The sequence below is a fragment of the Paenibacillus sp. FSL L8-0663 genome, from assembly GCF_038008125.1.
GTDB lineage: Bacteria > Bacillota > Bacilli > Paenibacillales > Paenibacillaceae > Paenibacillus > Paenibacillus polymyxa_D.
Genome location: NZ_JBBOYM010000001.1, coordinates 3,052,444 through 3,068,519, shown reverse-complemented (window position 1 = coordinate 3,068,519; position 16,076 = coordinate 3,052,444). Strand labels below are relative to the sequence as shown.

The window sequence follows — 16,076 nt, the reverse complement described above, 5'->3', positions numbered from 1 at the left end:
CATATTTATACAAAAAAATCCAATTTACTAGATTATTTCATTGCCACATCTATTAGTAAAATATACAATTACATCAGGCGAAATAGGAGGATGGTGTAACTGTGTTATCTGCTTTTTTATATATTTTACTTGGTTTTTTCGATGCTTTAGCGGCAGTTACTTTGGTCTTGAAGATTTATATGCTCCCCGTGTGGGAAAATCGAAGAAAAATACTTCTCTATGCAATTGGCATAACTTTGTTTTCCTTTCTCATGAGAGAAGTAATAGGCATGCCTAAATTAGATTTTCCGCTTCAGTATTTGTTAATGGTTCTCTTTTTAAGATTTGGTTTAGGGATCAAAACATATCTTGCGGCTTTTTCTGCTGGTTCCGGTCTTACAGCTTACATTAACCTACAGCTATTTGTATATATATTTGCAAACTTTTTCGGAGTAGCACAGCCAGGTGTTATAAGTGATACAGCTGGCTCTTCTATATACGTTATACAGTTGTCTTCCATCCTTACTGCGTACTTTATTTCTTTTGTGATGGGTAAATATAACTTTGGATTCTCATTTATCATTCAACCCCCACATGATTTTTTGAAAGGTGAAAATTACCTAGCATCTCTAAATAAAATGTTCATTATAGGGTCCCTAATATCATTTGTCACTATTTTTGTTACTTTGTATATGCTCTATAACTCCAATACGATAGGATTACTTTCCATCTCATTACTAACTTTTGGAATATCGTACTTCTTATCAGAGAAAGGAGATTACGAGGATGCTAGAAACGCTATCGAGGCACATCGCATCAGAAATAAAGAAAGCTGATCCTGATGGACCCACAAGTGTTGAAGTGATGGAGTATGCGATTGGTATAAAAATTACCGAAATTTCAGCAGTGCTCATGGTCGCAGTTATAGGATGGATAACAGGACATTTTTGGGGGGCATTACTAGCTCTGGCTACGATCATGTTTGTAAGGAGATTTTCAGGAGGGGTACACTTCAGCAACCTTACACTTTGTGTCTTCTTTACAACGGCCATATGTGTAACTATACCTTTTGTCTCTTTAAGTTTAGCAACGATTTTGATAATTAACGCTTGTTCATTATTAGTGTTTGTACTATATGCTCCCAATCATTTTATCTATATTAATAAGACCAAACATCACAAATATTATAAAACGATATGTATTTTAGTTTGCATATTAAATTTTTTTATACAATCTCACATAATATGTTTAGCTTTAATTATACAAGCATTCAGTATTCTTCCTTTATGGAAAGGAGGTGAGCGAAAATGGATAAGAAATTGGCGAGAGCTTTAAGTATAAGCCTTGGTAAATACGCTAACGAGTCTACGAAAAAAGAAAAAACAATTTTTGGCGCTAAACCTGTACCAGCTGAGCTGAAGAAAACAGAAAAGAACTGAATTTAATGGAAGAGGGAAAGCGAATCCTAGCCACTCCATTGCTTGATGACAATTCACTTGGAGATTGCTCTTTTTTTTGTGAGAATTACCTAGTTGCGATTGAATTGTGGAAGCCTAAAAGCAATTATCACATTCCGCTTTTTCATACTTCTCATGGAAGATTTACAGTTCCCACCACCCTCCATGAATGTTCCGTAGGCTTACCCACTTTTTGCAATTTGGACGGATCTAATTTGGTTAACATCACACAAGTGGACAAGATCATTACGGGAGATTATGGAGGGGGGCAGGTTGTTTTTAAAAATCATGATATTAAGGAAAGTATAAATTCAGCAAATTTATCTCGGTGGAAACAAATATATGCAGATGCAATGAATGCCGATAGAGAATTTCGTTATATTTTCGGATCGGAAATTAAGGTAGTGGGTAAGGCAGCAGTGAGCGGTTTTTTTAAGGTAATGAATATGCATAGTGTGGATATGTGGGAACCTAAAAAAAATTATTATGTCCCGCGTTTCAACTCTGGAGATCGTTCTTATACAATCGGGCTAACCGCACAGGCTTGCAGGGAAGCTTTTCCGTATCTATATCCAGCTTATAAAGATACCCTGATAAATCTCGACTTGGTTTGTGAAATTGAGTCTAACGCATTTGGAGGGCTGGTACGATTCGAAGGATCTGACTTCACTTGCTCGATGTCTCATAATAAACTTAAAGCGCTTAAAAAACTGTGGAAATGACCCATGAAAATTCAGGGGTCATTTTTGTTACCAGATTTAAATGAATAAGTCAATAATCAGTTAGACTAGGATAAGCCGGACGGGTTCGATTTAATTCGACATATTTCCCGTTTTTAATCATTTTCCATGTGATAAAATTGATTATGAAAAAAATAACAATCTTTTAAATAAAGGTGAAAACAATCTACATATAAGAAAAGGAGGGTGAAAGCGGGATATATATTGTAAATGCCGGCATGTACAAATGCCCCGAAGGAAATGCCTGTTTGTCAGGCAAGTTCCCACTCATATAAGTCCTCAGCTTTACACTCCAATATCCTAGAAATGAGGACTGCCGCCTCGAATGACATTTTGTCACGTCCCGCGATCCAGTTGGATATTTGTTGCCGCGAATATCCAGTTCGTCGGGCGAGCCATGATTGAGTGCGTCCATGAGATTTGAGTTCCTCTTTCAAAAGGCATTTCCCCCGAGTAAGTTTTTGCACCTTACTTGCTCCTAACAGGGGAAAAGTGTTTCGTTCAGAGTATACAGGTAAATTACTTTTTTATCAATTATATTGTGGAGTTGATTGGATGGTTGCAGATAAAAATGAAAATGTAACTTGCACTAGCTTTTATACAATAAAGATGGCACGACTCGCTTCAGGATATAGTGAGTTAATAGCTTGCAATATACTTGGTATGTCAATGAATGAATTAAAACATATAGAGGAAGATTCATCCGATTTAACAATAGCTCGAGCACAGCAAATGTCCTCGTTATATGAGGTTTCAATAGATTCAATCTATTTCGGAAAAATTAATATAAACTAATAAAATAGAGAAATGACCGGATGATACGCAAAATTAAAAACTGAAATCTACCAAAAACAGCCGCGATATGATATCCAGGCTGTTTTTTGGCGGATAAAGACTTGGAGCAATTCAATAAATATCGTTTGGATTTGCCAGATAACGGTTTTAGCGTTATAACAGAAAGAGGGCATTTAAGAAGAACGGAGTGAAAATATGAATCATACATCATTAAACGCAGAAAAATTCCAGCGTAAAGCAGTTCAGGTGGAAGAGGCACAAAGCAGGATAGCTAGTCATGTTAAACAGGGTGAAAGGGAGGACGTAGGGCTTGAGCAAGCACATGGTCGCTATCTGGCGATGGATTTGACTGCGCCACATCCGTATCCCCGCTTTCGTCGTTCTGGTATGGACGGCTATGCGATACTTGCCTCGGACACTGAAGTCTGTTCGACCGGTCAGGAAATCTGGCTACACGTGATTGATGAAATTCCTTGTGGCACTGTATCGGACAAGCGGGTGGAGACGGGAATGGCAGCCCGCATCATGACAGGAGCACAACTACCTGAAGGAGCGGACACGGTGGTTATGCTGGAGGCGACACAGCTGCGTGAGGAAAATGGACAGACATATGTTGGCTTGAAGAAGCGTATGGAAGTTGGCAAAAATGTGACACAAATTGGTCATGAGATTAAGGAAGGTCAGCTTTTGCTCAGTAAGGGAACTTGCGTGGGAGCGGGGCATGTCTCAGTACTGGCTACTTTTGGTGTACATCGGGTGCCTGTTTACAGGAAGCCAAGGGTGGCTGTCTTTTCCACAGGGTCAGAATTGCTCGCAGTGGATGAGCCGTTACAACCGGGAAAAATTCGAAACAGTAATACATATATGCTGGCTTCTCAAATCAGAGAGGCAGGAGGAGAGCCGTTCATTTTACAAGCCATTCATGATGATTTGAGTCTTGCCCGTACCTCTGTACGTGAAGCCATAGCTGCCTATGATATCGTGGTCACGAGTGGAGGAGTATCAGTGGGGGATTTTGATATTATGGGTGACCTGGTACGACAGGAAGATGTGAATATGCTGTTCAACAAAGTTACGATGCGTCCAGGAAGTGTGACCACAGCCGCAGTGATTGACGGCAAGCTGTTATTTGCGCTTTCAGGCAACCCCGGTGCGTGCTTTGTAGGCTGTGAGCTGTTTGTACGGCCGACGATCCAAATGATGTTATCTTCGGCACATCCATATTTACAAACCTGGACGGCGAAGTTAGGCGCAGATTATACGAAGGTAAACAACTATACACGCTTTGTACGCAGCTCTTTGGAGATACGTGGTGGACAAGTATACGCGATTCCTGCGCGAGCAGATGAATCTAGTGTCATGGTGACCATTAAGGACAGCGACTGTCTGATCGTGATTCCTCCTACAACAGAAGGATTACGCAAAGGTGAAGAGGTGCGAGTACTGGTATTACAAGGTGGACAGGTAACGTGAATACGAAACATCCATTTGTATGTCAAATCGTCGGATTCAAAAATACGGGGAAAACGACCTTTCTCGGAGGGTTAATTCGTTATGTGCAGAAGTCAGGTCTACGCGTAGCAGTGATCAAGCATGATGGACATGAATTTGAAATGGATCATGAGGGTACTGATACGTATAAGCACCGACAGGCGGGTGCTGAAGGCGTAGCTATTGTTTCGGCTGGAAGAACAGCTATTTTAGAGGAGAATAGTCAGCCTGTCACCAGTCTGATACGGCATTTTCAGGCCTATGATTGTGTGTTGCTGGAAGGCTTCAAGCAGGAGGATTATCCGAAGCTGGTCATGGTGAAGGAACAATCGGATGCTCAGCTTACCGATAAGCTGACAAATGTACAGGGGGTAGCTGTTTGGGAGCGTCAAATGGATTGGGCTCAACATCACTACTCAGATGAAATGATACAAATATTTCCTGCTGAGGCCAACGGACCCGCAGGCCGCTGGCTACTCGAACAGATTCAAAAGCAGATAGAAGGAATGAGGAATAAGCAGGGGTGAGACATCAATCGGCTGAGTCGCTTAGAGTCTCTACCCGCCGTTCGATCGCCTGGGACATGGTTTTGTCAGTCAGGTGGGCATACACTTCTGTTGTTTCTGTCGAAGCGTGCCCCAGTTGTTCCTTTGTTTTGTAAATATCATTTTGTAAATAATAATCAGTAGCAAAGGAATGACGAAGCTTATGCACGGTAAGGTAAGGCTTACCGAAACGCTTGGCGTACTTGATGATCATTGCCTGAATCGCTCTTTTGGTCATCCGTTTGCCTTCTGTACTCCCGTTAGGACGTGTGACAAAGAGAGCCTTTTCTTTTTTTGGAGCGCGGTAACGGGTATGTCTCAGGGACAAATAAAGTACGAGATCATCTTTGGATTGCTCGCGGAAATACACCGGCGTTTTAAAGGTTTCGTCGTTATTGCCTTTGCGATACACATATAATAATTTATTGTTTATGTCTAAATCATCCAGATTCAGATTGACGATTTCAGATACGCGCAGGCCTGAGTTCAAAATGAGGCTGGCGATGCAGGCATCCCGTTCCTTATTTAGTTCATAGGAGTATAGCGCCTGCTTATTATCGGCCAAATCCTGACCATAGCCTTCATAAATATAACCGATGAATTCAAGCAATTCTTCCTCTTCCAGTATTTTACCTTTAAGCTTGGCCGCCGTATCCTTGGGTTTATGTATACGCTTGATTTCGACCTTGGCCATAATGTTGCGTTTGAGCAATGGATAAAAATTTTCATCTTCAGCGATCTGACTTAAATAATGAAAAAGCGAACGCAGAGACGACAGCTTACGTGAAATGGTTATACGGGAGTTGGAGCCTTCGCGCTTAGTAGACAGAAATAATCGAAAGCCTGTAATACTGTCCATGTGAAGTGTCTCCAACTCTTCAAGTGTAACTTGGGCATTCGTTTCTCCGGCAGACAAGCCTTCCGAGCGAAGCCATGAAAAGAAAGCTTCGTAATCCCGCACATATTCTAGTAGTGTGGAAGGGGACAGGTCGGGCAGCTTATAATCCATAAATTGCTGCACGTACCATGGTAATCCCGGCATTTTTTCATCTAGTTTGCGCCGGTCGATGATCTTTTGTATATTCATTGGGTTCCACCTCGTCCGGTCATAATATATATGTATTTTAGCATATTTTGAACAGCACTGGATGGGATGTAATTCGAAGTTAAAGAACGGATTGAACCGCCAAGAGAGGTGAAAGTATGGGGTATAATATCAAATCGGAACTGAAGCTGTCTATTAAGAGTGTACCGGAGTCGCAAAAGGACATTATTGTACAGCTCATGCAATTTTATTTATACGATTTTACAGCCTATCTGCGAATTGATGTCACTGAGAAGGGGACATTCCCGGCTTATCCAGACTTGTATCAATATTGGACGAGCGGCGAACAGAAGTTGCCTTTTCTGATTTGGAGACAGGATGTTCCTGTGGGCTTTGCACTCGTTGACCGAATGTCCAGCAATCGAGAAGCTGACTACTACATGGCTGAGTTCTTTGTACTTCGTCCTTATCGGCATAATGGGGTTGGGACTTGGGCGGCTCATGAGCTGTTTGGACGTTTTAACGGACGCTGGAAGGTGACCCAGATGAGTACGAATAGGCCGGCACAATCCTTTTGGCGTAAGGTGATTGGAAGCTATACGAAAGGTGAGTACAGGGAACAGACACATCCCGTAAGAGGAAACATTAGTCAGTTTTTCAATACCTGAAAAATTCTAAATAGATAAGTTAGTAATGAAAAAGAGTTGGGGAGAGTATCCTATCGGCTCTTTTTTGTTGTAAATTCAAGTCTTCTATGATAAGAGAGCTACATTCTACAGGCTGTTCATGGTAAGATAAGGATAGAAGTATATAAATTCAATAGGAAAAGAGGGTATTATGCTAGAAAAATGGGTTCAGGAATTAAAAGATGGTGAACAAGAGCTGATTGCGTGGAGAAGACATCTACATCAGCATCCCGAGCTTTCTTTTGAAGAAACGAATACATCTGCTTTTATCGCCGATCAATTGCGCTCTTTTGGTATTGAGGTAAGAACGAATGTGGGTGGAAACGGTGTGCTCGGGTTTTTAGAAGGCGGTCAGCCAGGTAGAACGATTGCATTTCGTGCTGATTTTGATGCACTTCCTATTCAGGATGAAAAGGAAGTGCCTTATAAATCGACCGTTCCGGGTGTTATGCATGCCTGCGGGCATGATGGTCACACGGCTGCATTACTTGGAGTGGCACGCGTGTTGAGCCATAACCGTGAGGCGCTGAAGGGAAAGCTTGTGTTTATTTTTCAACATGCAGAAGAAAAACCGCCTGGCGGAGCCAAGTTTATGATTGAGGATGGCTGTCTGGATGGGGTAGAGGCGGTGTATGGTATTCACCTCGCATCTGAAATTCCTTTTGGTAAAATTGGATTAAAGAGTGGGCCTGCGATGGCGGCTGTCGATGCGTTTACGATCCAGATCAACGGTAAAGGCGGGCATGGCGCACGACCGCACCAGACGGTAGACTCTATTGTTATCGGCAGTCAAATTGTGAACGGGTTGCAGCAGGTGGTTAGTCGCAGGGTGGACCCTATTGAATCAGCAGTGTTAACAATTGGGGTATTTCAAGCTGGAACTGCCTTTAATGTGATTGCAGATAAGGCCAAAATTGAAGGGACTGTACGTACGTTTAATAAGGAAGTGCGTAAGGAAGTCGAGAATGAAATTCGCAGTATCGTCAAGGGGTTGACTGAGGCTTATCATGCCGGATACGAAATGGACTATTTGAATGGCTATCCTTCTTTGGTGAATGCCGAAGCCGAAACGGAGCGTGTACGCGAGCTCATCGGCAGACTGTATGGAGCAGACGCTTTTTTGGATTTGAAGCCGGTCATGGGAGCAGAGGATTTTGCCTATTATTTGGAGCAACGACCGGGAGCCTTCATTCATGTAGGTGCCCGTAATGAGGATGAACGAACGCATTTTGCTCATCACCATCCTCACTTTGATTTTGATGAGCGGGCATTGCTCGTCTCAGGGCATATTTTTTTAGCTCTGGCGCTTGAATACTTGCAATAATATGCATTTGTTTATGACTAAAGCCAGTATTAACGGAAGTAACGGAAGCTGGAACCGCGCATAGCGCGGTTTTTTTGTTGTAAATCCAAGTATTTTGACACCCATAAAGAATGAAAATAAAGTAATTAATTCACTATGTGAAAAATTCATAATAGAAATAAATAAAAGGTGTTAACTCTGAAGGAAGTCTAAACCTCATACTATAAGCTGCGGAGCAGGAGATAATATCGCATGATCTTGATTTTTCGTACAAGGAAATGAAAAAAAGATGACGAATCTATTGAGCATGACAACAGTGTAAGCGATAACAAATTGGGTGTTGCACTATATTTATTGGGATGAATGGGGGTGAGTCTAAGAGAACATTTGTCAGAATTGTGAGAAGCAACGATAACGATAGGAACGAATTCGTATATTCAAATGATTATGAAGAAGGAGGTTGAATTCATTGACTAAGGCAAAAAACAGGTTGAAGATTGCTTGTTTGGCGCTTGTGGTAGCGGGTGCTTCCTGGACAGGAATGATAGCGCCGACTCATGCTGCTTCAAGTGACGATTACAGTTGGAAAAGTGTCGTTACGGGTGGAGGTGGTGGTTTTGTACCTGGCATTATTTTTAATGAAACGGAAAAAGACCTGATCTATGCACGTACAGATATTGGAGGGGCTTACCGGTGGAATGCTGCCAATGAGAGCTGGATTCCGCTGACGGATTCTGTGGGCTGGGAGGATTGGAACAAAAATGGTGTCGATGCACTAGCGACTGATCCTGTTGATCCAAACCGTGTATATATAGCTACAGGTACGTATACTAATTCATGGGATAAACAAAACGGGCAAATTATGCGTTCCACCGACAGGGGCAATACGTGGCAGACGACCAAGCTTCCTTTTAAGGTGGGGGGCAATATGCCGGGGCGCTCGATGGGGGAACGTCTGACGATTGATCCAAATAGGAATAATATTTTGTTCTTTGGAGCTCGAAGTGGTAATGGACTATGGAAAAGCTCTGATTTTGGAGCAACTTGGAGCAAGGTGAGCAGTTTCCCAAATCCAGGGACGTATGTACAGGACCCTTCCAATGAATATACCAGCGACATTGTCGGTTTAGCCTGGATCACCTTTGACAAAAAAACAGGCTCTTCGAGTAAAGCAACGCAGACGATCTATGTAGGTGTAGCAGATAAAAAGCAAAGTGTCTATCGCAGTACAGATGGCGGGACAACCTGGTCTGCTATAGCGGGACAGCCTACGGGCTATTTGCCACATCACGGTGTGTTATCACCGGACGGCAATCTGTATATTTCTTATAGCGATGGAGCAGGTCCATATGATGGATCAAAGGGTGAACTGTGGAAATTAAATACAGCCAGCGGGCAGTGGACTAACATTAGCCCCATAGGTAGCAGTAGCGCGGACAATCATTTTGGATATGGTGGACTGACGGTGGATGCCCAGAAGCCAGGTACACTTATGGTTGCTACGTTGAATGCCTGGTGGCCGGATGAAACGATTTACCGCAGCACGGACAGTGGGGCAACCTGGAGTCCTATTTGGGAATTTGATGGTTATCCGTCTCGCAAGCTGAAATATAATCTGGATATAAGCGGTGCGCCTTGGCTGACTTTCAATGCCAACCCGGCTCCACCGGAAGTATCGCCCAAGCTGGGGTGGATGATCGGTGATCTGGAGATAGATCCATTTAATTCAGACCATATGTTGTACGGCACCGGAGCTACGATTTATGGCTCTAAAAATCTAACCAATTGGGATAAAGGCGGAAAGCTGGATATTTCAGTAGCCGCTAAAGGGGTAGAGGAAACGGCGATTTTGGACCTGGTGAGCCCTCCAACCGGTGCGCCTTTGGTGAGCGCAGTAGGTGATGTCTCTGGATTCAGACATGACGATTTATTCAAGGCTCCAGCTAAAATGCTGGATAATCCGACCTTTACAAGCAGCGAAAGCATTGATTATGCCGAACTGAACCCTTCCTTTATGGCCCGGGTAGGTAAAGCAGATTACAAAAAAGATCCAAATGCCAAATCCATCGGTTTTTCCAATGATGGCGGAGCCAACTGGTATAAAGCAAATAGCGAGCCTTCAGGTACAGCAGGAGGAGGCAGTATCGCCGTAGCGGCTGATGGTAATGGCTTGCTGTGGAGTACATCAGACAAAGGTGTGTTTCACTCCAAAACTGGTGGCAACTCATGGACAGCAAGCACAGGGATTCCAGCGAATGCAAAGATCGTCTCTGACCGAGTGAACCCTAATAAATATTACGCATTTGCCTCCGGGAAAATATATGTGAGCACCAATGGTGGCGTATCCTTTACGCCTTCAGCGGTAACTGGCTTACCGACAGCAGGCAATGCTGATATTGATGCTGTACGAGGAGCAGAAGGAGATGTGTGGTTCGCCGGAGGCTCCGAGGATGGGGGGCCATATGGTTTATGGCATTCCAACGATTCCGGCGCTACGTTCACCAAGCTCTCTAATGTGCAGGAAGCGGATTTTGTAGGCTTTGGTAAGGCAGCGCCGAACCGCACGTATGCAGCGGTATTTATCGTTGGTAAAATAGATGGTACACGTGGATTTTACCGATCGGACGATGCTGGTGCAAACTGGGCGCGCATTAATGATGACAAACATCAATATGCTCGAGTGACCAAAATTATTGGGGACCCGCGGGTTTATGGACGTGCTTATCTGGGAACGAATGGCCGCGGCATTCTGGTGGCAGATCGTGTGGGTGGTGATCAGCCATCTACCGGGCAAGCAAGTATTACACCAACGACTGCAACCTATGGAGTGAATAACAACAATACAGATATTACTGTCAAGCTAACACTTAACGGCAATACGCTGGAAGCGATCAAGCAGGGGAGTGTGGTGTTGAACAAAGGTGAAGATTATACGCTTAGTGAGGAAACAGTCGTTCTTACCAACAAGTATTTATCTAAACTTCCTAAAGGAGAGACAGCACTAAACTTCCATTTTAGTACAGGCAATGATGTGTTGTTTACGATTACGGTGAAAGGGGATACGCCAAGTGAGCCGGGAACAGGCGAGGGCGTTCTGAAGGTGCAAACCTTCAATGGGAATGTATCCACCACAAGTAATACAATCAGTTCCAAATTTAAAATAACCAATACGGGAACCTCATCCATTTCCCTAGCAGATGTGACATTGCGTTATTATTACACCATTAACGGGGAGAAAACACAAAATTTCTTCACGGATTGGTCGAGCGTCGGTACAGGGAATGTGATTGCTAGCTTCAAAACATTATCCAATGCGAAGCCAGGGGCAGACTCTTATGCAGAAATTGGGTTTAAATCGGCTGCGGGTTCTTTAGAGCCTGGTCAAAGTGTGGATTTGCAAACCCGGATATCCAAAGAGGACTGGAGCAGTTACACACAGACCGATGATTATTCATTTAATCCTACAGCAAACAGTTTACAAGATTCTGCTAAAATAACCGCTTATCTGTCTGGAAGCAAGCAATGGGGAATTGAGCCCTAAACCTTAATAAGGATAATCCTAAGTCAGCCACTCTAATGAGTGAGCTGGCTTTATTTTTGACGATCTTATTGTCCGCATTCTTTTTTTAGGAAAAAGCAACGACAAGTTGAAAACAGCAACTAATAGAGATCAAATTATATAGTATAATTATTTCACTATATGAAAAATTCATAATAGAAAAAACTCTTGCTCGCATACGATCTCCACAAAACAAACACACCACCTTAAGTAGAAAAAAGAAGCACCGACAGGAACGTATGTTCTTTTATCTCGAAAAAGAAACGCTCCTGTCCTTAGACAAAAAGCGTCTCTAATCCATTTTTTATATTATCATACACCTCAAACAAGATGCCGGGATACTGAAATTAACAGTGTCATCGTAATGACATTCATAATCGTTGAAAGTAATACTGTTTGTGCGGCAAAATCGGGTTCATTTTTATATTCTTCCGCCAAAATACTTGTATTAACTCCGGTAGGCATACCCGATGCAATGAGCAAGGCTTGAGCGGGAATCCCCTTAAGACCCAGCAGCAAGACAAGCATAAAACCGACTATTGGACCAGCAATCAGGCGTAGTACCATACTGATGTACACGGCTGTACGGCGCAAGCGAAAGGGATATTGCACAATTTGTGCTCCCAAAGTAAGCAGAGCCACGGCAACCATCGACTGACTAATATAATTCAAAGGTTCAGCCAGTAAATTAGGCAACGGACTATGCAACAGATTTAGGAGCAAACCTAGTGCAAGTGCATAAGGTACAGGCATTTTCAAAAAATTAATTAAAATTTTTCGAGTGTTAGCCTTACCGTTCTGTACAACAAAAGTACCGTATGTAAATGTAACAAAGCTTTGAAAGGTCATAATCAGAGCCTGAACGGAAATGGCTAGCGGATCACCTTTGAACACCAACTGATTGATTGGTAGACCATAATTTCCTGAATTATCTAGCATTACACTGTTTGTAAAAGCTCCACGCATTCCAGGGCTGTATTTCAGCGATCTGGCGACGGTAGTACTGATTACGTACAGAATAGCTATGTACAAGGCATAAAAAAGTGAAATCTCACCCATGAGCATTAAAGAAATTTCCGAGTGATATAGACCCGTAAACACAACTGCGGGGGTGATATAATAAAAATTGATTTTAGCTAAGGTATACAAATCCAGTCGAAAATAATATTGCATGATACAACCAAAACCGATAAGTACAAAAATAGGTAAAACAACGTCCAAAAGAATGGTGCCGAACATGTCTGTTTCATCTTCTTTCTATTATGCGAATGTAAAGGCTGTTTCTTATAAATGCATGGGCATTTTCTCATTATACTGTGTAAATAGGTTAGGCGTATAATAAAATTTTATAGTGGTTTTGGTAATCTGGACTGCAGCTATAGTGGTGTCTCACACATTAAATAAAAAAAGATAAAAAATCAGCTTAGAGAAACCGTTAATACATCTAGGGACGATTGAGCCCGGTGTTTACTATAAGGAGGAATCGCATCATGAAAAACACTTGGACAGCTTTACTAGCGTGTATACTGGTCTTGGGATTGGCAGCGGGAACCGCTGAAGCCAAGCAGGGACGCGGAAATGATCAGGGGAACAAACAGGAAGCAAAGACGTCTGTTAAAGACGGGAATGAAAAGAGCGGGGAAGAGCTAATCAATCCCCATGACTCAGACAATGATCAGTCCAAAAAACAAAAGGACAAAGCATCCGGTAAAAAGGATGAAAACAGTAAAAAAGACAAACACGCAGAAATCAGAAAAACTGAACCTGTTGCAGTAACGGATGATACATACGGGGGGTCCAAAGACCATAATGGTCACAAGGGACGCAACGGTTACAAGGGTCTGCTTCACGCGGTAGAAAATACGAAGGATAAGCCGGCAGGAGCGGTTATTGCGAATCTGCTGCTTACGAAATACCCGGACCGTTTGACTTCGGAGCAGGTTGCTGAACTTGAATTGATCCGGAATTCTGGTAAAGCACTGACTGAGGCAGCTGAGCTACTGGCTGAAAACGGAAATGTGACAGATGCCGTTTACATGCAAGAGGAGGCGGTACTGGCTAATGTGTCCGATCTGGACAGCTACAAAAAGCTGGGTGAATTCTCGAAGAAGGCCGGACGGCCGTCGGGTATGAAGCTGTTCGTGAATGGTGAAGAATACGACGCCAAACCGATTAACCGCAATGGGACCACACTTGTTCCGTTTAGAACAGCTTCCGAAGCTTTGGATGCAAAGGTTTCCTGGGATCCGAAAGAAAAGGCTGTTACTGTCACCCGTAACGGCGTGTCCGTCAAATTATTTGTTAACAGTCCGAAAGCATATATTAACGGTCAGCCGTATTCTATCGAGCAGCCAGCATCCATAGTGGATGGGACGACAATGGTACCTGTAAGGGTAATCGGAGAGGTCTTGGGGACAAATGTTAAATGGGAGCCTGAGAGCCAGTCCGTTGTTGTATACGAGCAGCCAACAACACCTGCATCAACATCATAACGTGCTGTAACAAATATTTTGTAAACAAAAAGGGCCCCTGACTAAATGTCAGGCCTTTTTGTTTTACCTTGCAATGAATGATTCCGTATTCTTTTTAATGGTGAGAGGATAGATAGCCTTCATGATACTACCAAGCTATTCGCATTATGTGCTGGTCATGTGTACAATTAAATAGAGAACACTGACAAAAGGGAGTGTTATAGATGGATTTAGGATTAACGGGAAAAGCAGCCTTTGTTGCAGGTTCCAGTAAAGGACTCGGCAAGGCAAGCGCACGGGAGCTGGCACGCGAGGGTGCGAATGTCATCATTTCAGGACGGAACGAAGCAGAGCTTCAGCGGACGCAGGCGGAATTACTGGAAACAGCGAGTGGCCGCGTTGAATATGTAGTTTGCGATGTAACAAAACCAGAAGATATCTCCCAGGCCATCCGCCGTACAGCTGATTTGTTTGGCACTGTTGATATTTTGGTTAACAATGCGGGTGGGCCTCCTGCTGGTACCTTTGATGATTTTACTGATGAAGTGTGGATGCAGGCCTTTGAACAAAATTTACTTAGTCATATCCGGTTGATCCGTGAGGTGTTACCCTATATGAAAAAACAACAAAGCGGTAGGATTTTAAATATTGCTTCTTCCTCAGTTAAGCAGCCAATTCCGGGGCTAATCATTTCAAATACACTACGTACTGGAGTCGCTGGATTGGCAAAAACATTGTCTCTGGAATTAGCTCCTCATAATATTCTGGTACATACTGTAGCACCGGGGAGAATTGCAACCGATCGCGTGCGTAGCTTGGACGAGCATCGAGCTGAGAAAACCCAGCAAACGACGGATCAGGTTCGAAAACAAGCAGAAGAGGGCATTCCATTGGGGCGGTATGGAGAGCCTGAAGAGTTCGGTAAAGTTGTTGCTTTTCTGGCGTCTTCAGCTTCATCCTATTTGACAGGGAGCACCATCCTTGTGGATGGCGGAATGATTAAATCGTTATAAAATAAAGAAGCGTGCCGGCCTCAGGTTTAATGGGGTGCTGGCACGCTTTTTTAAAATTTATTTAGGGAGTTGGAAATGTTAATTCAAGGACTGTTCAGCTCTCGCGGCCTGGAAGCTCACAACCCTCATCGGTACATACACCACCTGCATCCTGTTTGGGCGAGTTGCCGCTTATCATGGTGAAAGGTGAGCGTTCATCCCATGCTTTTTGAAGCGCATCATGAAACACTTCCTCCGGCTGGGCACCAGAAACGGCAAATTTTCGATCAAATACAAAGAATGGTACACCCTGAACACCCAACTCAGCGCCTTCGGCTTCATCAGCTCTAACTTCGTCGGTAAAACGGTCACTGGCTAATATAGCAGCCGCTTCCTTTTGATCTAGACCAACTTCAGTAGCCAGCGCTGCCAGCACTTCATGATCCCCTGTATGCTTGCCTTCGATGAAAACAGCATGGAATAAGCGCTCGCTCAGCTCCAGCATTTTGCCTTGTGTTTGAGCCCAAAGTGTTAAGCGGTGAGCATCAAGAGAGTTCGTCGGCACCATGGCATGAATATTATACTCAAGACCCGCAGAGCGTGCATTTTCGTTCATTCGATCATTCATAGCCTGAGCCTCTTGCAGACTGACCCCATATTTAGCGGCTAATTCTTCATTGATCGTTTTACCACTATCTCTCACAGCACCCGGGTTCAATTCGAAACTCTTAAATGTCAATTGCACCTCATCGTGATGTGGAAATTTCTGTAACACTTGCTCCAAACGGCGTTTACCAATATAACAGAACGGACACATATAATCAGACCAAACTTCAATATTCATCAGGGATAAGCCTCCATGTATACGTATTTTATTGTGTAACCGGGAGCATTGCTCCTCACTTTAGAATGTGTATAAAGGTGGAACTTCACTAGTTACAATAAGAATTATAAAGCTAAAGGATTTAACGTGCAAATAATTAATGCTTGTCAAAAAATTAATGCTGTGATAT

General features: G+C 43.2%; 16 protein-coding genes. 12 read left to right on the top strand and 4 right to left on the bottom strand.

Translation table 11 applies throughout. The features are described from left to right. The first annotated feature begins 101 nt into the window (after nucleotides 1–101). From MKY75_RS13095 to MKY75_RS13080, 4 genes are read left to right on the top strand one after another with little or no spacing between them, the layout of a single operon-like run. Nucleotides 102–815, top strand: coding sequence for a hypothetical protein (locus MKY75_RS13095; RefSeq protein WP_029517468.1), 714 nt, complete (start codon nucleotides 102–104; stop codon nucleotides 813–815). Continuing rightward, a complete protein-coding gene (locus MKY75_RS13090) occupies nucleotides 766–1,314 on the top strand; it encodes an accessory gene regulator ArgB-like protein (RefSeq protein WP_029517469.1) in 549 nt (182 codons plus the stop codon). Before MKY75_RS13095 ends, MKY75_RS13090 begins: the two co-directional genes overlap by 50 nt. Next, on the top strand, nucleotides 1,287–1,418 hold the full coding sequence (locus MKY75_RS13085; RefSeq protein ID WP_256026089.1) for a hypothetical protein: 132 nt from the start codon (nucleotides 1,287–1,289) through the stop codon (nucleotides 1,416–1,418). The genes MKY75_RS13090 and MKY75_RS13085 overlap by 28 nt, the downstream gene beginning before the upstream one ends. A gap of 5 nt (nucleotides 1,419–1,423) precedes the next feature. Beyond that, nucleotides 1,424–2,158, top strand: a complete 735-nt coding sequence (locus MKY75_RS13080; protein ID WP_340885614.1) for a hypothetical protein — start codon at nucleotides 1,424–1,426, stop codon at nucleotides 2,156–2,158. A 269-nt stretch (nucleotides 2,159–2,427) separates the two neighbouring features. On the opposite strand, the gene MKY75_RS13075 is transcribed toward MKY75_RS13080, so the two are convergent. Then, nucleotides 2,428–2,643, bottom strand: a complete 216-nt coding sequence (locus tag MKY75_RS13075) for a helix-turn-helix transcriptional regulator (protein WP_016820733.1) — start codon at nucleotides 2,641–2,643, stop codon at nucleotides 2,428–2,430. Between the two features lie 88 nt (nucleotides 2,644–2,731). Here MKY75_RS13075 and MKY75_RS13070 point away from each other — a divergent pair, with 88 nt between their 5' ends. The 3 genes from MKY75_RS13070 (at nucleotide 2,732) to mobB (ending at nucleotide 4,989) form a co-directional block, all read left to right on the top strand. After that, complete coding sequence (locus MKY75_RS13070) at nucleotides 2,732–2,971, top strand: helix-turn-helix domain-containing protein (protein WP_029517471.1); 240 nt, start codon at nucleotides 2,732–2,734, stop codon at nucleotides 2,969–2,971. Nucleotides 2,972–3,166: 195 nt separating this feature from the next. Then, nucleotides 3,167–4,444, top strand: a complete 1,278-nt coding sequence (locus MKY75_RS13065) for a molybdopterin molybdotransferase MoeA (protein ID WP_029517472.1) — start codon at nucleotides 3,167–3,169, stop codon at nucleotides 4,442–4,444. Next, a complete protein-coding gene (gene mobB / locus MKY75_RS13060) occupies nucleotides 4,441–4,989 on the top strand; it encodes a molybdopterin-guanine dinucleotide biosynthesis protein B (protein WP_340885613.1) in 549 nt (182 codons plus the stop codon). The genes MKY75_RS13065 and mobB overlap by 4 nt, the downstream gene beginning before the upstream one ends. A 4-nt stretch (nucleotides 4,990–4,993) precedes the next feature. On the opposite strand, the gene xerS is transcribed toward mobB, so the two are convergent. Beyond that, nucleotides 4,994–6,094, bottom strand: a complete 1,101-nt coding sequence (xerS, locus tag MKY75_RS13055; protein ID WP_340885612.1) for a tyrosine recombinase XerS — start codon at nucleotides 6,092–6,094, stop codon at nucleotides 4,994–4,996. Between the two features lie 116 nt (nucleotides 6,095–6,210). On the opposite strand from xerS, the gene MKY75_RS13050 reads away from it, so the two are divergent. From MKY75_RS13050 to MKY75_RS13040, 3 genes are all read left to right on the top strand, one after another. Beyond that, nucleotides 6,211–6,720: a GNAT family N-acetyltransferase gene (locus MKY75_RS13050; protein ID WP_029517475.1), complete on the top strand. Its 510-nt coding sequence runs from the start codon at nucleotides 6,211–6,213 to the stop codon at nucleotides 6,718–6,720. A 169-nt stretch (nucleotides 6,721–6,889) separates the two neighbouring features. Beyond that, nucleotides 6,890–8,062, top strand: a complete 1,173-nt coding sequence (locus MKY75_RS13045) for a M20 metallopeptidase family protein (RefSeq protein ID WP_209947445.1) — start codon at nucleotides 6,890–6,892, stop codon at nucleotides 8,060–8,062. 448 nt (nucleotides 8,063–8,510) lie between these two features. Continuing rightward, complete coding sequence (locus tag MKY75_RS13040) at nucleotides 8,511–11,582, top strand: X2-like carbohydrate binding domain-containing protein (protein WP_340885609.1); 3,072 nt, start codon at nucleotides 8,511–8,513, stop codon at nucleotides 11,580–11,582. A gap of 339 nt (nucleotides 11,583–11,921) precedes the next feature. Here the strand turns inward: MKY75_RS13040 and MKY75_RS13035 are convergent, their stop codons facing one another. Then, complete coding sequence (locus tag MKY75_RS13035; RefSeq protein WP_340885608.1) at nucleotides 11,922–12,839, bottom strand: AEC family transporter; 918 nt, start codon at nucleotides 12,837–12,839, stop codon at nucleotides 11,922–11,924. A 251-nt stretch (nucleotides 12,840–13,090) separates the two neighbouring features. Between MKY75_RS13035 and MKY75_RS13030 the strand changes: the two genes are divergently transcribed. Further along, a complete protein-coding gene (locus MKY75_RS13030; RefSeq protein ID WP_340885605.1) occupies nucleotides 13,091–14,092 on the top strand; it encodes a copper amine oxidase N-terminal domain-containing protein in 1,002 nt (333 codons plus the stop codon). A 203-nt stretch (nucleotides 14,093–14,295) separates the two neighbouring features. Beyond that, the gene (locus tag MKY75_RS13025) at nucleotides 14,296–15,084 is read left to right on the top strand and encodes an SDR family oxidoreductase (protein ID WP_029517480.1); all 789 of its coding nucleotides are present in this window, start codon (nucleotides 14,296–14,298) and stop codon (nucleotides 15,082–15,084) included. A 94-nt stretch (nucleotides 15,085–15,178) separates the two neighbouring features. Here the strand turns inward: MKY75_RS13025 and MKY75_RS13020 are convergent, their stop codons facing one another. Beyond that, nucleotides 15,179–15,907 (bottom strand): DsbA family oxidoreductase, encoded by a 729-nt coding sequence (locus tag MKY75_RS13020; protein WP_340885603.1) that lies wholly within the window; start codon nucleotides 15,905–15,907, stop codon nucleotides 15,179–15,181. Nucleotides 15,908–16,076: the final 169 nt, after the last annotated feature.